This window comes from Cohnella herbarum, from assembly GCF_012849095.1.
GTDB classification, from domain to species: Bacteria; Bacillota; Bacilli; order Paenibacillales; family Paenibacillaceae; genus Cohnella; species Cohnella herbarum.
Genome location: NZ_CP051680.1, coordinates 1,765,502 through 1,783,740, shown reverse-complemented (window position 1 = coordinate 1,783,740; position 18,239 = coordinate 1,765,502). Strand labels below are relative to the sequence as shown.

Sequence of the window (18,239 nt, the reverse complement as noted above, 5' to 3'; positions counted from 1 at the left end):
TCGAGGAAGCTTTTTCTAACGATCTTGTTGCGGACGAATGCGGTAGACGCATTTGTTGTCGCCCTTGGCCAAACAATCGGAACGGCTAACTTTGGCTTCGAGCAAGGATTCGAACAGGTTAAGTTCGCACGTACACGCATGGTTATACTTATTTGCCACTCTGGATATCGGACAATTATATTCGGTTAGAATATAATCGCTATCGCCGGTTTTCTCCCACGTTGCCATATAGCCGTTTTCATTCTGGATTTCGGAAAGCGCGGCAACTCTATTCTCCAAATCCTTGTTAACCATCTTACTCTCGTAACGTTGCATCAGAGTCGCCTTGCGCAGATCGAACAGATGGTTGACCATCGTTTCTCCTGCCTCGACCTCAAGCTCGGTAAGAAGGTCGAGCGCTACGGAATGATAGTTTTTCGGAAAATAATCATCGGCTTGATCCGTTAATCGATATACCGCGGCAGGACGCCCCATCGGGATTCGAACCGTCGTCGATTCTATTAAGTTATCCCGTTCTAGAATCGAGATGTGCCTCCTGACGGCCATCCCCGTAATTCCTAGCTGGTCCGTCAAGTCCTTGGTCGTCAATTGTCCGGCGGTCTTCAGCATTTGCATGATTCTGTTCCGGGTAGACAAGTCCAAATCGTCTTTCATCTCGTAACCTCCAGATCTACCGCGAATGATTACAGGACGGACCCCGAAGTAGCCAGATCATGGGTTTCGCATTCCTCGGAACAATACCCCCGACTATTGCTTTCGCATTCATCGCAAACCAAATGCTGAAGATGGCAAGTATCGTCCTTGCAGTTAATATAACGATCGGTTTTCTCGCCGCAATGATGGCATTGGCCGACAAGCGTATGCTCGTCGGTTTGGTTAATCCGCACGGAGACGCGTTCATCGAACACGTAACAATTGCCGTCGAAGCCTCGACCTTGAACTTCCGGATCTTGACCGTACGTGACGATTCCGCCATCCAGTTGGAACACGTCGTCGAAACCTTCGTTCTTAAGCACGGCGGTTAACATTTCGCAACGAATGCCGCCGGTACAGTAAGTGAGTATCCGTTTATTTTTATGCTCGGCGAGGTTATTGCGGATCCATTCCGGAAATTCGCGGAACGTCTCGAGATCCGGTTTGATCGCGTTGCGAAAATGGCCGAGATCGTATTCGTAGTTGCTTCTTCCGTCCAAGATGAGCACGTCGTCCCGATCGAGATGGTCATGCCATTGTTGCGGGGTCAATCTTCCGCCGCCGTCGGTATGCGGATTGAGCTTCTTGTCGTAACGGAGCGTAACAAGCTCCTTCTTGTGCCGGACGAACAGCTTCTTGAAGGCATGGCCGGCCGATTCGTCGATCTTAAAGAGAAGATCGGAGAAGAGCGGATGTGCATGCATCGCTTCCATGTAGCGATCCGTCTGTTCGATCGTACCGGAGAGCGTGCCGTTAATGCCTTCTTCGGCAATGAGAATACGGCCTCTGATCCCAAGATCTTTGCAAAACTGAAGGTGCTCCGCCGTAAAGGCTTCAGGATCGGAAATAGGCACGTATTTGTAGTAGAGCAGGATGCGATAATCTGTCGTCATAATCGAACACCTTTCATCTTTTCATCATTTGTATCGGAATAAAGAATAGCGGAAGAGAGAGGACTGATCTCTTCCGCCAAGCGTTAAGACGTTTCGTCGCGGTAAATCATACTGTGATTATGTTATTTTAGCTTCTCGACGTTACTTAGTCAACATGGATGTTTATTAAGTGGTTGACAATCCGCCAAAGTAAGCTTAGGATTATAGTACGCTTAGTTTTCGACCTATAGGTCGAAAAGCGGGGGAACCAGTTATTAGGGGCGAATCATTCTTCGGAATGAAGGGTACCATCTTACCCGAGTCCGTCAGCTAACCTCGTCAGCAGGAGATGGGTCTGTTTTATTATTTTTTCACTTCGGACCCTCCGTTTTAGGGTCCTTTCTGTTTATTTAAGGCCCTAATTATCGGAGACTCCTCTCGATAAGCTATGGGTCTTTTTGTCGTCGTGATCGCGATTCAAGAGAATCATCTACTTAGGAGGTGCGATGTATGATTCACGAGGATGCAGTGAAAGCCACTTATGCGACTCTCATGGAACAGTCTCGGCTGATCGTCGAGCGTAAGACTCCCGGTCCGGAACGTAGTCCGATGGAAGAACTTCACGCGGTGTTGCACATGACCGTCGAGAATACGGGAAGTCGCAACCGCGACGAAGCGACGGATCTTTCCTTGACGCAGCAGGGCATTATCCGATTCGTTTCCGTCGTCTCGCAGATCGTTACGGGTTGGGGCGGCAAGCTGATCGAAGCCAACCACCATTCCTATACCGCGATTTTCCCGATATCCGATCCGGATGCCGGCAGTCACAGCTGTATTTGCGGGTTTCAGATCCTAAATGCCGTCGCGAATGTCATCAATCCTTCATTGAAGAAGGAAGGTATTGACATGAACTTTGAATGCGGCATCGGGATTAGCATGGGGGAGGTATACGGTTTTCAAACCGGCCTGAAACTACCCGCGAATAGTTTGTATTACGGGGAAGCGATGGTCAGCGCTATTGAATATGCCAGTATGACGACCGGCGTAGTCATCGTTGATAAGGTTGTCAAAGAACGATTCGAGCGGGAAGCTTCCCCCTTCAAAGTTCAATTCAAGCCTTATCGTTATCATGAATGGGTAGGATATCAGTTTATCGTCGGATAATCTCTCGTCGTAACTGCTCTAAGCTCTAATTGCTACGATATATAGACTAAAAATAAGACTTCTCCTATCCGCAATAGGAGGAGTCTTATTTTATTTTCTTTTTGGATGAAAATCCATATTCAGGGAACAATCTCGGTATATCCTTTCCATTACAGGAAGCGAGGACGATCCCCAATTGGCTAAAGATCAATCGCAGAAGCCCCAGGACGAATCGAGAAGAAGGTTTCTTAAATATTCGGGTACGGCAATCGGAGGCGTTGTCGTAGGCGGAGTCATTGGCGGAATTATCGGTTCTAGCCTAAAGAAGACGGACAAGGAAGAGAAACCCGCGAATCCGGAAACTCCGGCCCCTTCGTCTGACCGAGACTATAACCAAGCTTTAATGTTCTTTACGCAGGATCAGTTTCTGATCACGGAAGCGGCGTCCGAACGGATTTATCCGATGGACGAACTCGGTCCGGGCGCGAAGGAGCTTGGAGTCGCTTTCTTCATTGATCATCAGATGGCCAGCGCATACGGAATCAACAGCAGGGATTACATGTCGCCGCCTTTCTATCCTTCCGAAGTTTCGCAAGGTTACCAACTCAGCTTCAAGCGCAAAGAGTTGCTGGCGCTCGGGCTCGATGCGCTGAATGAATACAGCACCGACACGTATAACAAGCCTTTTACGAAGATCGCTCCGGAAGAGCAGGACGCCGTGTTAACGGCTTTCGAGAAAAACGAAGTCAAACTCAAAGGCGTGCCTGCGGCCGCGTTCTTTAATTTACTGCACAATCTTACGATCGAAGGCGTGTATTCGGACCCTCTGTACGGCGGAAACAAAAATATGGCCGGCTGGAAAATGCGGAACTACCCCGGCAATCAGATGAGCTATTACGACGTGATCGAAAAAGAAGAGTTCATCAAGATGGAACCGCTCAGCTTGCACGATCATCTTGAGTTAGGTTAAGGAGGAGGTGGCATGGCGAATAAACTTCCGAAAGTGAATGTCGTCATCGTTGGGATGGGCTGGGTAGGCGGCATCATTGCCGCCGAGTTGACGAAGGCAGGTCACAACGTAGTCGGGTTAGAACGCGGCAAAAGCCGAGGAACCCAAGACTATTACCACGTCCATGATGAACTGAGATATGCGACGAGGTACGAGTTGATGCAAGACTTGTCCAAGGAAACCATTACTTTCCGCAATACGGAGAAAATACGGGCGCTTCCGATGCGCACGTACGGATCGTTCTTAATGGGGGATGGTCTCGGCGGGGCCGGCGTCCATTGGAACGGACAATATTACCGTTTTCTACCGTATGATTTCGAAATCTATACCAAGACGGTGGAGCGCTACGGAAAGAGTAAAATTCCCGAAGGAATGACTCTACGGGATTGGGGAATCACGTACGGCGAGCTTGAGCCGTATTTCGTTAAATACGAGCAGATGGCGGGCATCTCCGGGGACAAGGAACTTCCGGAACATGTCTCGCAGATGTCAAAGCCGTTCCCGACGGGTCCGATGAAACAGACGCCGGGCATGAAGCTATTCACGGAATCCGCCAAGAAGCTCGGTTACCACCCTTACAACATTCCTTCCGCGAACCTATCCGAAGCATACACAAATCCGGACGGCATCGAGCGGGCGGCATGCCAATATTGCGGGTACTGCGAGCGCTTCGGCTGCGAATACGGATCGAAGGCCGATCCTGTCGTGACCGTGCTGCCGGTCGCTCTACAGACGGGCAAGTTCGAGCTGCGCACCTTCTCTAACGTCACGGAAATTATTCACGACGGCAAGAAAGCGACCGGGATCAAGTACGTTAACGTACCGACCGGAGAAGAGTACATGCAACCGGCCGACGTTGTTATTTTAGCAGGATACGTGTTCACGAACGTACGCTTGCTGCTGGTGTCCAAGCTGGGACAACCTTATGACCCGAAGTCGGATACCGGATCCGTCGGACGAAATTACGCCTATCAAGTTAACGGAGCGAGCACCGCCGCCTTCTATGAGGATCGGGAGTTTAATATGGCGATGGGGGCAGGCGCGCTTGGAAGCTGCATAGATGACTTTAACGGCGACAACTTCGATCATAGTTCTTTGAACTTCCTGCACGGCGCGAATATTCGGTTTACTCAAGCCGGGTTAAGACCGATTCAGTATCAACCGACTCCCGCGGGCACGCCGAAATGGGGAAAGTCGTTCAAGCAAGCTACGCTGCACAATGCGAACCGCGTGTTATCTATAGCAGGACAAGGAGCATGCATGCCATACCGCCACCATTACTTGGATCTCGATCCGGAGTATAAGGACGCGCTCGGAATACCGCTAATACGCATGACCTTCGATTTCGAACAGCAAGACATCGAGCTCGTGAAGTTTATCGCGCGGAAAACGAAGGAAATCGCGGATGGAATGGGCGCGACGACTACGCAAATGAATGATGTGATCAAGCAGTACAATATCGTTCCCTATCAGTCGACGCACAACACGGGAGGAACGATAATGGGCAGCGACCCGAAGACGTCCGTCGTGAACAATTATTTGCAGATGTGGGATGCGGACAACGTGTTCATCTGCGGAGCTTCCAACTTCCCGCATAACGGGGGCTATAATCCAACGGGAGTCGTCGGAGCGTTAGCCTACCGCACAGCCGAAGGCGTTGGGAAGTATCTACAGAAAGGCGGCTCTCTCGTATGAGCGGGGGGCAGAGATCGGAAGCGCTCGATCGCGATCTGGTCATCCATTTAACGGAGCTTCGCAAGCGTCTCATCTATGTTTCCGTTTATTTTATCGCGGCGTTAAGCTTCGGTCTGTACTTATCTCCGAAGCTTCTAACTTTCGTAAAAGAAAATATGGGGGCCGTGCAAGTCGAGTGGAGCGTGTTCGCGTTATCCGACGGACTGCTCGTGTACATGAAATGCGCATTGCTGGTCGGAGTCGTGTTGACGTTGCCGGTGTTACTGTACCATCTCTGGGCATTCGCCCGACCCGGGATGACCGATTCCGAAGCGAAAAGCACGCTGCTCTACGTACCGTTGTCGTTCTTGCTGTTCATCTTCGGGGTGGGTTTCGGTTATACCGTCGCGCTACCGATGATGATCCGGTTCATGATTAAACTGAATCAGAGCATCGGCGCCATGGAGGTATACGGAATTCAGCATTACGTGTCGTTTTTGACGAGTTTTCTGTTGCCGATGGGAATCGCCTTCGAAATGCCGCTCGTGATGATGTTCCTTACGCGGATCGGAATGCTGACGCCGGACAAGCTGAAGAAAGTACGCAAATTCGCTTATGTCGGACTAGCGATACTAGGGTCGCTGATCTCACCGCCGGATTTCGTCTCGCATCTATCGGTGACGGTTCCTCTCATTGTACTCTTCGAGATCAGCGCGTTCATCTCCACGCGTTATCATCGAAGAAGAACGCTCGTGGCCGTTCGTCCGACCTAACGTAAGGGAACAGGATTCATACAAGGAGAAGGGAGGTGATCCGCAATGTTCAACAACATAGGGATTTCGGGGCTGGTCATCATTTTGGTTATCGCGCTGATCGTGTTCGGTCCGGCCAAGCTGCCGCAGTTAGGCCGGGCTTTCGGCGATACTTTGCGCGAATTCCGCAATTCGACCAAAGGCATCGTGGACGAGGAGCCGGAGGATCGGGTAACGGTAGTCGAAGTGGAGAAGCAGTCTTAAGCTGAAGATTGGATCAAATTCGAATAAGCTAGTTAGCTGCGATAATTGTGAAATGCACCCAATGAATAGACATTAGATTAACCTTCGGGGGATCTAATGATATTCTTGGGTGTATTTTTTTGCGGGATTCGATTAACCGGTAACCTAACCTTTGCCCAGAGACTATTCTGAACGATTTTCCCTGCTCATAGATTAGAAGGACAAGCGAAAGCTTGAACGAATCCGACGGGCGGGAAGAGGGATCGAATTGCAGACGTTAAGGCTGTATATCACGGGGATGACCTGCGCGGCGTGTTCATCGAGAATCGAAAGAGCCGTAGGACGGATGGATGGAGTCCATACGATTTCGGTGAATTTGGCGACCGCCCAAGCTTCGGTTCAAATCGATCAAGGCACGGTCGGAGAAGCGGATGTTTACCGGAAAATCGAACAATTGGGTTACGGAATCGAGCATGCGCAAAGGCCGAAAGACGCGAACGATTCCGAAGTGCGCCATTACCGCATCCGGTTTCTGGCTTCGCTAATCCTTTCGTTCCCGCTCATGTGGGGCATGCTGGCGCATTTTCCGCTTCTATCCGGAGTGTGGACTCCGCATCTCTTTCACGATACGTTCTTTCAATGGGGCCTTGCCACGATTTTGCAATTTTATATCGCGTACCCCTTCTACGTTGGCGCTTATCGTGCATTAAAACAGCGAAGCGCCAATATGGATGTATTGGTCGTCATTAGCACGTCGGCCGCTTATTTCTACAGTCATTATCAAATCTTCCGCCATATCGGCTCGACGGGACATGGGCATGTCCCGCTTTACTTCGATGCGATCGCGATGATCTTGACGGTCATTCTGCTCGGCAAGTTGCTCGAATCCATCGCAAGGGGCAAAGCCTTAAAAGATTTAAACGAATTGTACGATCTGCAAATTCGGCTCGTGCGCATCGTTCGCGGCAAGGAGGAAACATGGATCCCCTCCGAGGAGTTGCGCAGGGGCGACATCGTCTGCGTGTTGGCGGGAGAGTGGATTTCGGCTGACGGAACGATCGTCTCCGGCGCTTCCGAGATTGACGAATCGTTGCTGACGGGCGAAAGCCATCCCGTCATGAAGTCGATTCGGGATCAGGTGTTTAGCGGCACCAGGTGCCTGAACGGGAAGCTTCTTATTCAAGCGGGCAGCGAAACCCAACGTTCGCGTCTTACCCGGATGATCGCGATGGTGGAAGAAGCGCAAAGCAATAAACCGTTAATCGCGCGCAAGGTCGACCGCGTCGCCGCTTATTTCGTCCCGTTCATGCTTCTGTGCGCAGTCGTCACTTACATCGCATGGTTATTCTCTGCGCAAGAAAATGCGTCCGAGATGGCTATGCGTCAAGCGCTGTCCGTATTGCTCGTTGCTTGCCCTTGCGCGTTAGGCTTGGCAACGCCCGTTTCGATCCTTGTCGCGACGGCTTTATCGGCGAAGTCGGGCATTCTCTTCAAGGATGGGCGTGCATTGGAGACGCTACACCGGGTAAATCATGTCTTGCTCGACAAAACCGGAACGCTGACGGAGGGAAGACCACACTTGCTCGGCGTTCAGAGCGTAACGGATTCGGAAGCCTATTTAATCCGGATGGCCGCCGCGGTGGAACAACACTCCGCGCACTTATTGGCGCAAGCGATCGTTCAAGGCGCGGATCGTCGCCGAATTATCGTTCCGGAGGCATCTAATGTGGTCGAGTTGCCGGGTAACGGAATGAAAGGAATCGTGGAAGGGAAGACGGTCCGGGTAGGTCATTATCGCTGGATGAAATCTGAGCTCCCGGCAATGGCGGAACAACAAGCTCAGTCATTGCCGACGTCGGGCGGCGGGGGAAGGACGATCCTCTACGTATCCGTGAATGCCAGGTTAACCGGATGGCTCGTTCTAAGCGATGTGTTGCGGACGGAAGCTCCGCAAGTCGTTCGCAAACTGAAATCCCAGGCGAAAGTATGGATGCTGACGGGCGATCAGCCGGAGCCGGCGAGTAAGATCGCCGCCGAAGTCGGAGCGGATCATTACCGGGCCGCGATGAGTCCGGAGATGAAGCTCGCCGTCGTTCGAGAGTTGCGGGACAAAGGGAGAATCGTCGCCGTGCTCGGAGATGGCAACAACGATACCGCGGCTTTGGCGGCGGCCAACGTCGGAATCGCGATGGGGGGAGGCGTAAATTCCGCGAGAGAGGCAGGCGATGTTATTCTCGTTAACGATCGATTATCCGGCATCTTGGACGCGATCGGGATCAGCAGGAAAACGATGGGGAACATCAAACAAAATCTAGCGCTTGCCGTTGTTTACAATCTGATCGCCGTTCCCTTTGCGGCATTCGGCTACTTGGATCCGCGCGTCTCTTGCATCGGAATGGCCGCAAGCTCGGTAACCGTCGTCGCTAACGCGCTCAGACTTCAGAGGTCGGGCAAGAAGAGAGCATGAGGAAAGGGGAGATACGCGCAAGTGATAACGGGAAACGCGCTGCTCATCGTCGCCTTGTCCGGTTTGGCGGGAGCCCCGCATTGCTTAATCATGTGCGGAGGAATCGCATCCTCCTTCGCGATGAATGCGAAACAATCTCCTTTACGTTCGGTGTTGGCGTATAACGCGGGTAGAATTACGACTTACTCGCTGATCGGCGGGGCAATGGGATACGCGGGTTCTTTTATGAATTTAGCCGGCGGTCTCGTAGGCATTCAGAGCATAGCGAGCATTCTCGCGGGGGTATTCATTCTGCTCTGGACCTATTGGCGTTATACGTTGCCCATACCTCATCATTGGGTGCCGGGAAGCCGCTACTTGACGAAGAAAATCGCGCATGTCAGAGAAAAGTACGACCTGACTGGGATTTATTTAACGGGGATTATGCTCGGATTTCTCCCTTGCGGGCTTACTTACGCGATGCAGATGAATGCAGCCTCGACGGCGTTATGGTTGGACGGCTTGATCATCATGCTTGTTTTCGGATTATCGACGTTTCCCATCTTACTCATCACAGGTCTCTTTGCCGGAGGCATTCGGAAAAAATGGAGGAAAGGGATGCGGACGGCAGGAGCTAGCCTCGCATATTTAATGGGGATTCTGTCTTTAATGAAAGGTTTCGTCGCGAATGGGTGGGTACCCTCCATCCATCCCTGGCTATGGTAGATGAAGTTGGCAGAATTCATTCATGATTTGACGATAAAAGGGTGGTCCACCCGTATAAGCTGATCCGCGATCCGCAGAGAGATTTCGGCATTCCACTTTCCTTGCATCACCGGTATGCCCTTAATGAGGTAAGAACCCGGCGTCTGTTCGGATACTTGAGCCATAATGATTCCGCAATACATTTTCGGCATCAACAATTGCACCTTAAGATTCGCCTGTCGAATCGGTTGACCGGCCGCATCGGTTAGTTGGAGCGTGAAGGAATTTTCGCTCATGGCTACCGCCGCTTCTTGGTTCGAAGTTACGCTTATTCGAACAGCTTCGTTGCTGTAGTCCGTTTTGGCCGATATTCCCGAATTGTCGGGCAATAAATAAAATACGCCCGCAACGATGAGCAGCAGGAGCAAGAGGGTGAGCGAAATGGCTTTCAAGGGATCCCTTCTTCCGTTGTCTAGATATGCAGCAGCTATTGTGATATCTATGCACCTTTATCGGCGGTGATTCGTCAACATTTTCAAGCTTGTAACGCATTCCATGCTACACTATAATGTGTAGTGGAAGGTGGGCGAAGATTTGAGTATCAAAAGTTTTAAATACGACGAAGTGGGATTAAATCGGTTTTTCGGAACGTTGGAAGCCAAGATCATGGAACTGCTATGGAATTCGGAAGAGATGAGCATCAAGGAAGTGCAATCAAGACTAGAGCAGAGCAAGCCCATTAACTTCAATACGGTTATGACGGTGATGAATCGGTTAGTGGACAAGGGCATTTTGCTAAAGCGATCTCGTTCCAGGCAGTCTCTGTACAAGCCTAGCCAATCGAAAGAACGGTTTATCGAGGAGCAATCCAAGAAACTAACGGAAAATCTGTTCGAGGAATTCGGCGGACTCGTCATCAACCATATGATCGACGTGTTGAAGGAAGTAGATCAAGAGCTGCTTGATCAATTGGAGCTTAAAATCCAAGGATTGAAGAGGAAGCCGGAATGATGCGGAGAAAAAAACAAACGTATGTCGTCCTCGCCGTTAGCGTTGCAATCGCCATGCTGGTGTTAAGCCAAATGGGGATGTACGTAGCGCATTTGCTGTGGGGGACTAGCCTGCACAGAAATATTTTTAACTTCTGTATCGGATTATTCCATCCGGATTCTTTGCCGTTTCGTGTAATCACTATCCTGCTCAATCTACTTATCGTTTCTACATTAGGAATCGGAATATTCGGAGGAGCGCATCAGTTTATTCTCCTTCGCCGTTTCAGGAACAAACTGAGCGCGATAACCGATTCGCGTCTATCGGAACATATTACCCGGAAATTTAACCGTCATTCCGATCTGATCGTCGTGAAGCAGGAACGAATGCTCGCGTTTACGGTCGGTTTCCGCCAACCTCGAATCGTGTTGTCTACGGCATTGATCGATAGATTGGACGAGCAGGAGCTGAGGGCGGTTATCGAACATGAATCGTTTCATCAGATTAACCGCGATACGGCTAAGATTCTTCTAACCCGCTTAATCTCGCAAGCCCTGTGGTTTATCCCGCTTGCGCGATGGTCCTATTTGAATTATAAAATCATCAGCGAGCTCGCGGCCGACGAATATGCGATTCATCGAACGGGATCCGAACTCGGCTTAGGCAGCGCCATATTAAAGCTGATCAGAAGCGGGCCAAATCTTAATGCGACTCCCGAGTTGGCGAATTTCTCCGACGGTTCGATCAACTATAGGCTGCAGGAGCTCGTTAATCCGGTGCGCACCCTTCCGGTGAAGCTGGACGCGACATCCATCGTGACCTCGGCCTATATGCTGGTGCTTATTATGTTCATGATGCTGCTCGCGGGCATCTGATTTGCCGTTTTTGCGCTCGATCATAAACTACGAAGCGTAGTGTTCGGAGTTTATGATTCTAATACCCATTACGACGAATGGAGAGAAAAGAATATGGTCATGGGAATAATCGGCGCCTTGATTCTAATAGCCGCTCTAATCGGTTACGGATTAGCTTCGAAATGGAATAAGACGAACACGAGTCAATTGAAGAAGGAGCGGAAAGCCGAGTTAAAGCAGAAAAGCAAGAAGATGCGCATGACCGCTCATTCCCTATTAGCGGTAGCCGTCTTGGCAATCATCGTAGCGTTGGTTCAGAACTCCTCCGGTAAGTACGATTTGGGAACTCTCAATTACAAAGAGGCAATCGAGGTGACGACAGACCGCGATTATGGAGGAGGACATTCGGAAATGCCGGTCTTATACGAGATGAAGCTCCCGACTTCGGGGACGCATAGTCCTCACGATCTGAAATTCGGCTATTACACGGAGAAGCCTGCAACGGAATTGCTGGTGCATAATTTGGAGCATGGGGATATTCTGATCTATTATCGCCCGGATGCAAGCAAGGAAATAAAAGAAGCGGTCGAAGTTCTCTCCCATTACAAGAAGGCGGGTGCGGGCGTTCTTGCCGTACCGAGCACGGACATTCCCGAAGGCAAGCAACTGGTGATGAACGCCTGGACGAAAACGATGGAGTTAACCGCGTACGACGAACGGAAGGCGGGTACCTTCATCTATGAATACATCAATAAAGGACCGGAGCAAATTCCGGCGAGGGTTCGGCGCGGCGGCGGCACGATGTAAGAGGAGAAACCGGGAAAAGGCAGTTCGAATCCAAGAGATTCGAACTGTTTTTTATGTAAATATTGACATTAGACTCGTCGTCACCATAAAATAAAAGTAATCACTCACTTTTTCTGATCCGGGAGGCGTTGGAATGGGTTCATCCGTGAAAGTGATCGGCGTCAGCAAGAATTATGGGAAAAAGACGATTCTGAACGAAATAAACCTGGACATTCAGAGCGGCCAAATCTATGGTTTGATCGGTCCTTCGGGTGCCGGCAAAACAACGCTCGTTAAAATGCTGGTCGGCATGGAGACGGCGGATACGGGGACGGTTCATGTGTTGGGCGAGAAAATGCCGAATCTGAAATTGCTCCAGGAAATCGGCTACATGGCGCAATCCGATGCCTTATACGCGGAGCTATCGGGAGAAGAGAATCTCGAGTTTTTCGCCTCCTTGTTCAAGCTCGGCAAGAAGGAGAGAAAGGATCGGATAGCGTACACCGCGCAGCTGGTAAACTTGACAGAGGAACTGAAGAAGAGGGTGTCCGCGTACTCCGGGGGCATGAAGCGCAGGCTCTCGCTAGCGATCGCATTAATTCAGAATCCCCGGATTCTGATCCTGGACGAACCTACGGTCGGCATCGACCCGGAGCTTAGATTATCGATATGGAACGAGCTGCTGCGCCTGAAGAACGAAGAAGGCAAGACGGTTATCGTAACGACGCATGTCATGGATGAAGCGGGGAGATGCGATTTCCTTGCGATGGTGAGAGAAGGAAGAATATTGACGACAGGCTCCCCGACAGAGCTAATGGAACAATACGGGGTCGGAAGCCTTGAGGATGTATTCCTGAACGCAGGGGGGAAGCGCCAATGAGAACGGTTGCGTTAACGAAAAGAATCATTCGGCAAATGCTTCGGGACAAACGCACGCTGGCGTTATTATTCGTAGCCCCGTTAATCATTCTGACCCTCGTGAATCTCATTCTGAACGGCAATGGCGAAGTTGCCCCGCCGAGACTAGGCGTCATTAGCGTCGAGAAGCCGCTTCTGCAAGCGTTAGAACAAAGCGGGATCGTCATCGAAGAAGTCGCCGTCGATACGAAAGAAACGATCGTAAACGATCGGCTGGACGGCATCCTGCGGATGACGGACGGCAAGCTGACTCTCACGCTTACGAACGCGGAACCTTCGGAAGCTAAGGCTTTGAAGATGAAGGTCAGTCAAACGATCGCCTCGCTCGTCATCGCCAACTTAGCTACCGATTTCGTACCTCCTAACCTGTCCATAAACTACGTTTACGGCAACGGAGACACCAACTTTTTCGACGTGTTAAGTCCCATTCTCGTCGGGTTCTTCGTCTTCTTCTTCGTGTTCCTGATCTCTGGAATCGGCTTGTTGCGCGAACGGACGACGGGGACGCTGGAAAGGCTGATGTCCACGCCGATCCGAAGGGCGGAAGTGATCACGGGATACTTGACGGGGTACGGGATATTCGCGGTTATTCAAACGATCATCGTCGTCTTGTTCGCCGTAAACGTATTGGATATCGCGCTCGTGGGTTCCATATGGAACGTGCTGCTTATTAACTTGTTGCTCGCGTTGGTCGCTCTATCTCTAGGAATACTGTTGTCGACTTTCGCTGCGTCCGAATTCCAGATGGTACAATTTATCCCGATCGTCGTATTGCCGCAAGTATTCTTCGCCGGAATCGTCCCGATCGACGGGATGGCGGATTGGCTGCAAGCTTTCGGGCAAATCATGCCGCTCTATTATGCGGCGGATGCGTTAAAAGGCGTTATGTACCGAGGAGAAGTTTTCGGCGATATTGCGGTTAATATACTGATTCTGGTGCTCTTCGCGACGATTTTTATCGTCCTTAACGCATTGGCATTGAAAAAATACCGCAAATAAAAAGAAGATCAAGCCATAGAAAGGTAAGGGTAGGCATGTCCTCGATAAATATTTTGGAAGCAATCGTAGCCAAATCCAAACTCTCGAAAAAAGAAACGGCCAAACAGCAAAAAATCGTGGAATCGGCCATCGCTTTATTCGCGGAGAAAGGATACTCCAATACGTCGACCAGCGAAATCGCCAAAAAATCGGGAGTGGCGGAAGGTACTATCTTTCGCCATTACGGTACGAAGGAAAATTTATTGCTTTCCGTCATTGCGCCGTTCTTGAAGGAATCCATGCCTGACTTGGCCAAGGATTTAAGAGAAGAAGTAAATCCGGATAACAATACCCGTTTCGAGGATTTTATCGAATCCTTGATTCGTAACCGGCTGAACTTCTTGAAAGCAAACCGGGAAATCTTCCGGGTGGTTATCAAGGAGCTGTTATATCGCGACGAGCTTCGCTACGACCTATTTCCCCATATCGGCAAGGAAATGTCCGCTTTTATCGGCAACGCGATAAACGACTACAAGGCCCGAGGCGAACTGGCGGACATCCCCAACGATCAGTTGATAAGGATGATTTTATCTACGATCGGAAGCCAGTTCGTCGTTCGGTTCGTGTTGTCTCCGGAAACTAACGCGGATAACGAAGAGCGGGAGATCGAAAGTCTCGTTCGATTTATCGTATACGGCGTATCGGCTAGAGACTAAACATGATTCAGTAAAAAATTGCGCCCGTACTCGCCATGGTCATGAATCGCCGCATGCTCGATCTGAATCGTGGAATGACCGATTCCGTATTTGCTTTTGAGCATTTCGTTAATGGCGAGGATGATGCAGAAGGGCTGTATGTCGACTCGTGCGAACACATGAGCCGTAAGCGAATAGTGTTCCGTCGACACAGCCCACAAATGCATCTCATGAACGTCTTCGATGCCCTCGATATTGCCGAGATCGGCACGTATTTCATTCAAATCGAATTTCTCCGGCACGGTTTCCATCAGGATTAAATAAGCCTCCCGAATGATTTTGTACCCTCCGAAACAAATGATTCCGCCAATGACCATGCTGATTAGCGGGTCGATCGCTTGCCAACCGGTGAAACGGATAAGCAAGGCCGATACGATTACGCCAACCGAGCTCAGTAAATCCCCGATGAAGTGCCATAGAGCGCTTTTGACGTTTAGGTTATTCTCGGCCTTCATGCTGCGCGATAGGATAATCGTTAACGTAATGTTTACGACCAATCCGATGGAGGCTATGACCAGCATCAATCCCAGATCGACTTGTTGAGGGTGGATCATTCTTTTGATTCCTTCCACGAAGATCCATAGGGCGATTAAGATTAACGTTAGCCCGTTCAGGAAAGAAGCGATGATCTCGAAACGCAGAAATCCGAAAGTATATTGGTCATTGGGTTTACGCGTGGCCATGTAGATCGCGAACATGCTCAGTCCTAAGGCGAGCACGTCGGATATCATATGCGCGGAATCGGACAACAAAGCTAGCGACTGCGACAGTACCCCGCCAATAATCTCGACAACGGTAAAGAACAAAGTCAAGAGGAGAGTAATCCACAGCGTTCGCTTCGAGGACTGCTGTTCTTTGACATGGTCCAAGTGATGATAATCGACCGTTTTCATAGCAAATCCCCACCTTAATTATAATGATTATCGTTTAATACTTACTATAAATAATCTCATGACCGACGGAAATAGGCAAATGAACTTTGTATGGATAACGTTAGTAATAATCATTATTAATCCAGATAAAGAGAGCAAGGCTGGGGCAAGGATAAACCCGTTATCAAAATAAAAAGTCCGCAGAGTGTACGGACTTCTTAGCTTCGTTGCCATGAGATTAATTACAGCCAAGAGCGGGGTTGATAATATCCGTAATGGTTTTCGTGCCTGATCTCGCAGCAGGCGAAACATCTGCAATTGTTTTTATGCTTTTCGTGACCGCAGGATTTATTTCTGCCATGGGACTTGTCCCTTCCGCAAGATCTGTGTTTATGGTCGGATCTGTGTTTGTGGTCGGATCTGTGCTTGTGTTCGGATCTGTGTTTTTCGCAACCGCAACTGCGGTTGGATTTGTGTCGATGTTCACAGCCGGATACTTTTAGCTTGGACATAATGCCACCTCCTTCTTGATTGCTTAAGATCAAAATATGTCGCATCGAACCGACTTGCTTGTACCAATAACCGATAGGGAAAGAAAACAAGCAATTATGAGCAGTTTGTTACATTGTGATTATTTTCACACGAACAGGGCGGAGGAAGGGTTAAGATAAACTCATAAGTCAGGAGAGGAAGTGATTTTATGACAAAATTACATGTCCCCCACGATAAACATCCGTTAAACGCCGAAAGTAGTGAATATGGGTTGGAAACGTCCATGCTTCGGGCAAAGCAGGAGCATGAGTTGCTGAGATTCGAGTTGCACAACATATTCGAGCAGGCCTGCAGTTTACGTCAAGGCAAAGATGACATCGGCGTAAATCGGGATATTTGCAAGCTGAGCGAGAACGTCAAAATATTCATGCAGGATTGGAACGAGCATACTTCTTGGGAGGAGACGGAGCTGTTCCCGAATGCCGTCCGGTTGTTGGGAGCCGAGTCGGACTTGTACTCGTTGATGGGGAGGGAATACGATTTGGCCGAACGATCGATCCAGGCATTTATGCAATCCTTTGATCGTACGAGTCTTCCTTTACAGCGGGACGAAGCAAGGAGGTTGGCCGGGTATTTGATCCAAGCTTACGCGATTATGAGCAATCGCTTCAGAGAAGAAGAGGAAATCATGCAGGAGTTGGAGGAGGATATCCGATGACGAATTCGGGTTCGCCGTTGCTTGATCTCTATCAGTCATACGACCAGTGGAAAGAAGAACACGATGCTTTGCGGGATAAACTGAACAAGCTATGCGTGAAAATGAGATGGAATCCGGGAAACTTCGATTATCCCTATTGGGGAATGCATCTGCGCCAAGTGCATGAGGATTTCATGCCTTTCATGGAGGAATGGCAGACGCATCAGGAAAAGGAACGGACTATCGTGTATCCGATCGCTAAGTGCTCCGGTAAAGGCGGACGAATGGGGCAAGTGTCGGTGCTAGAACAGGACGATAGAATCGTTCTTCAGTTCTATGAGTCATACTTATTGTCCTTGGAAAGCGGAGAACCGGCAGAAGAATCGCTTACGCGCCTGCTTCAGGTGCTCATCATCATCTCCGAACACTTCCGAGTCGAGGATGAGACGATCGTTCCAGCGGCAGAACGATTAATGGAGGAAATCGAATATATCGGCTCATAAGGATGGACCGTTCCATCGCTGATAATGAAATGAAGAAAACTAGGGAAGCTCGGGCTCCCTAGTTTTTTTGTAATCGTTTCAATCGTTCAATAATACAGATTCGCGCTTTAACGAGAACTTAACCTGTCGCGGACTTTCTTCCTTAATGTAACGATGGCGCCCATCATAGCGAAACCTGAGAGTGCGCCCCCGATATGGGCCCAGAGATTAATGTTCGGGGACAATACCGAGTAGATTACGCCGAAGACCAAGGTTCCGTAGATCGTCTTGCGCGTTGCTTCGTCCAATGCGGCCTTTCGGAAAACGGCAAGAAAGAGATAAGCTCCGAACACGCCGTATATCGCGCCGGAAGCACCTACCGACGCATATTCCGAGCCGGCGTGAATGATCGCGCTTAATGCGTTTCCTCCTATGCCCGCGACCAAATAAAACAACAAATACCGAAGATGACCCAACATGCGCTCTAATGGAGGAGCGAATACCAATGTCGAGAAGCAATTGAACAGGAGATGTTCCCAGCCCGCGTGAAGGATAATAGAGGACAGGTAACGATAAGGTTCGGCCATTCCGTATCGATTGAACACCGGCTCTTGATAGAACAATCCCCAAATGGTTAATCGGGAATCCAGGAACCAATTGTCCAACAGAAACATGATCAAGTTCACGGCGAGAATTAGAGCCGTGATCGGATACAATCGGAGATAACCGCGGAAATTTTCGTATCGCAAGAATAGCATGGTAATCCCTCCCTAACGGTGTGAACCTCTCCCATTATACCATTCGAGATTGCTCGCTTACAGGGAACCGTCTCCAGAGCCTATATACTCGTTTCGATAATTTAGACTTGCGTTTTTTAT

General features: G+C 49.8%; 20 protein-coding genes and 1 riboswitch. Of the genes, 15 read left to right on the top strand and 5 right to left on the bottom strand.

Annotation, left to right across the window (positions count from 1 at the left end):
- Positions 1 to 15: 15 nt before the first annotated feature.
- Positions 16 to 654: a helix-turn-helix transcriptional regulator gene (locus tag HH215_RS07855; protein WP_169279392.1), complete on the bottom strand. Its 639-nt coding sequence runs from the start codon at positions 652 to 654 to the stop codon at positions 16 to 18.
- 29 nt (positions 655 to 683) lie between these two features.
- Positions 684 to 1,586 (bottom strand): oxygen-dependent tRNA uridine(34) hydroxylase TrhO, encoded by a 903-nt coding sequence (gene trhO / locus HH215_RS07850; RefSeq protein WP_169279391.1) that lies wholly within the window; start codon positions 1,584 to 1,586, stop codon positions 684 to 686.
- Positions 1,587 to 1,785: 199 nt separating this feature from the next.
- Positions 1,786 to 1,923, top strand: a riboswitch (cyclic di-AMP (ydaO/yuaA leader).
- Positions 1,924 to 2,075: 152 nt separating this feature from the next.
- Here trhO and HH215_RS07845 point away from each other — a divergent pair.
- The 7 genes from HH215_RS07845 to HH215_RS07815 all read left to right on the top strand — a co-directional run bounded on the left by HH215_RS07845 (position 2,076) and on the right by HH215_RS07815 (position 9,558).
- Positions 2,076 to 2,729, top strand: a complete 654-nt coding sequence (locus tag HH215_RS07845) for a hypothetical protein (protein ID WP_169279390.1) — start codon at positions 2,076 to 2,078, stop codon at positions 2,727 to 2,729.
- A gap of 175 nt (positions 2,730 to 2,904) precedes the next feature.
- Positions 2,905 to 3,678, top strand: a complete 774-nt coding sequence (locus HH215_RS07840) for a gluconate 2-dehydrogenase subunit 3 family protein (protein WP_169279389.1) — start codon at positions 2,905 to 2,907, stop codon at positions 3,676 to 3,678.
- Positions 3,679 to 3,690: 12 nt separating this feature from the next.
- On the top strand, positions 3,691 to 5,412 hold the full coding sequence (locus HH215_RS07835) for a GMC family oxidoreductase (RefSeq protein WP_169279388.1): 1,722 nt from the start codon (positions 3,691 to 3,693) through the stop codon (positions 5,410 to 5,412).
- Positions 5,409 to 6,164, top strand: coding sequence for a twin-arginine translocase subunit TatC (tatC, locus tag HH215_RS07830; RefSeq protein ID WP_169279387.1), 756 nt, complete (start codon positions 5,409 to 5,411; stop codon positions 6,162 to 6,164). Before HH215_RS07835 ends, tatC begins: the two co-directional genes overlap by 4 nt.
- Positions 6,165 to 6,209: 45 nt before the next feature.
- Positions 6,210 to 6,407: a twin-arginine translocase TatA/TatE family subunit gene (locus HH215_RS07825; protein ID WP_169279386.1), complete on the top strand. Its 198-nt coding sequence runs from the start codon at positions 6,210 to 6,212 to the stop codon at positions 6,405 to 6,407.
- Between the two features lie 247 nt (positions 6,408 to 6,654).
- Positions 6,655 to 8,853 (top strand): heavy metal translocating P-type ATPase, encoded by a 2,199-nt coding sequence (locus HH215_RS07820; protein ID WP_169279385.1) that lies wholly within the window; start codon positions 6,655 to 6,657, stop codon positions 8,851 to 8,853.
- Positions 8,854 to 8,874: 21 nt separating this feature from the next.
- Positions 8,875 to 9,558, top strand: a complete 684-nt coding sequence (locus HH215_RS07815) for a sulfite exporter TauE/SafE family protein (RefSeq protein ID WP_254450407.1) — start codon at positions 8,875 to 8,877, stop codon at positions 9,556 to 9,558.
- Positions 9,559 to 9,578: 20 nt separating this feature from the next.
- On the opposite strand, the gene HH215_RS07810 is transcribed toward HH215_RS07815, so the two are convergent.
- A complete protein-coding gene (locus tag HH215_RS07810) occupies positions 9,579 to 9,989 on the bottom strand; it encodes a FixH family protein (protein ID WP_169279384.1) in 411 nt (136 codons plus the stop codon).
- 142 nt (positions 9,990 to 10,131) lie between these two features.
- Between HH215_RS07810 and HH215_RS07805 the strand changes: the two genes are divergently transcribed.
- The 6 genes from HH215_RS07805 to HH215_RS07780 all read left to right on the top strand — a co-directional run bounded on the left by HH215_RS07805 (position 10,132) and on the right by HH215_RS07780 (position 14,779).
- Complete coding sequence (locus HH215_RS07805) at positions 10,132 to 10,548, top strand: BlaI/MecI/CopY family transcriptional regulator (RefSeq protein ID WP_169279383.1); 417 nt, start codon at positions 10,132 to 10,134, stop codon at positions 10,546 to 10,548.
- A complete protein-coding gene (locus HH215_RS07800) occupies positions 10,545 to 11,402 on the top strand; it encodes a M56 family metallopeptidase (RefSeq protein WP_169279382.1) in 858 nt (285 codons plus the stop codon). The genes HH215_RS07805 and HH215_RS07800 overlap by 4 nt, the downstream gene beginning before the upstream one ends.
- Before the next feature lie 93 nt (positions 11,403 to 11,495).
- Positions 11,496 to 12,188, top strand: a complete 693-nt coding sequence (locus HH215_RS07795) for a DUF3105 domain-containing protein (RefSeq protein ID WP_169279381.1) — start codon at positions 11,496 to 11,498, stop codon at positions 12,186 to 12,188.
- Positions 12,189 to 12,321: 133 nt separating this feature from the next.
- Positions 12,322 to 13,047, top strand: a complete 726-nt coding sequence (locus HH215_RS07790) for an ABC transporter ATP-binding protein (RefSeq protein ID WP_169279380.1) — start codon at positions 12,322 to 12,324, stop codon at positions 13,045 to 13,047.
- The gene (locus HH215_RS07785) at positions 13,044 to 14,084 is read left to right on the top strand and encodes an ABC transporter permease (protein WP_169279379.1); all 1,041 of its coding nucleotides are present in this window, start codon (positions 13,044 to 13,046) and stop codon (positions 14,082 to 14,084) included. Before HH215_RS07790 ends, HH215_RS07785 begins: the two co-directional genes overlap by 4 nt.
- A gap of 35 nt (positions 14,085 to 14,119) precedes the next feature.
- Positions 14,120 to 14,779, top strand: a complete 660-nt coding sequence (locus tag HH215_RS07780) for a TetR/AcrR family transcriptional regulator (RefSeq protein ID WP_169279378.1) — start codon at positions 14,120 to 14,122, stop codon at positions 14,777 to 14,779.
- On the opposite strand, the gene HH215_RS07775 is transcribed toward HH215_RS07780, so the two are convergent.
- Positions 14,776 to 15,711: a cation diffusion facilitator family transporter gene (locus tag HH215_RS07775; protein ID WP_169279377.1), complete on the bottom strand. Its 936-nt coding sequence runs from the start codon at positions 15,709 to 15,711 to the stop codon at positions 14,776 to 14,778. The genes HH215_RS07780 and HH215_RS07775 overlap by 4 nt on opposite strands.
- 679 nt (positions 15,712 to 16,390) lie before the next feature.
- On the opposite strand from HH215_RS07775, the gene HH215_RS07770 reads away from it, so the two are divergent.
- A complete protein-coding gene (locus HH215_RS07770; protein ID WP_169279376.1) occupies positions 16,391 to 16,900 on the top strand; it encodes a hypothetical protein in 510 nt (169 codons plus the stop codon).
- Positions 16,897 to 17,382, top strand: coding sequence for a hemerythrin domain-containing protein (locus HH215_RS07765; protein ID WP_169279375.1), 486 nt, complete (start codon positions 16,897 to 16,899; stop codon positions 17,380 to 17,382). Before HH215_RS07770 ends, HH215_RS07765 begins: the two co-directional genes overlap by 4 nt.
- 107 nt (positions 17,383 to 17,489) lie before the next feature.
- On the opposite strand, the gene HH215_RS07760 is transcribed toward HH215_RS07765, so the two are convergent.
- On the bottom strand, positions 17,490 to 18,119 hold the full coding sequence (locus HH215_RS07760) for a rhomboid family intramembrane serine protease (RefSeq protein ID WP_169279374.1): 630 nt from the start codon (positions 18,117 to 18,119) through the stop codon (positions 17,490 to 17,492).
- Positions 18,120 to 18,239: the final 120 nt, after the last annotated feature.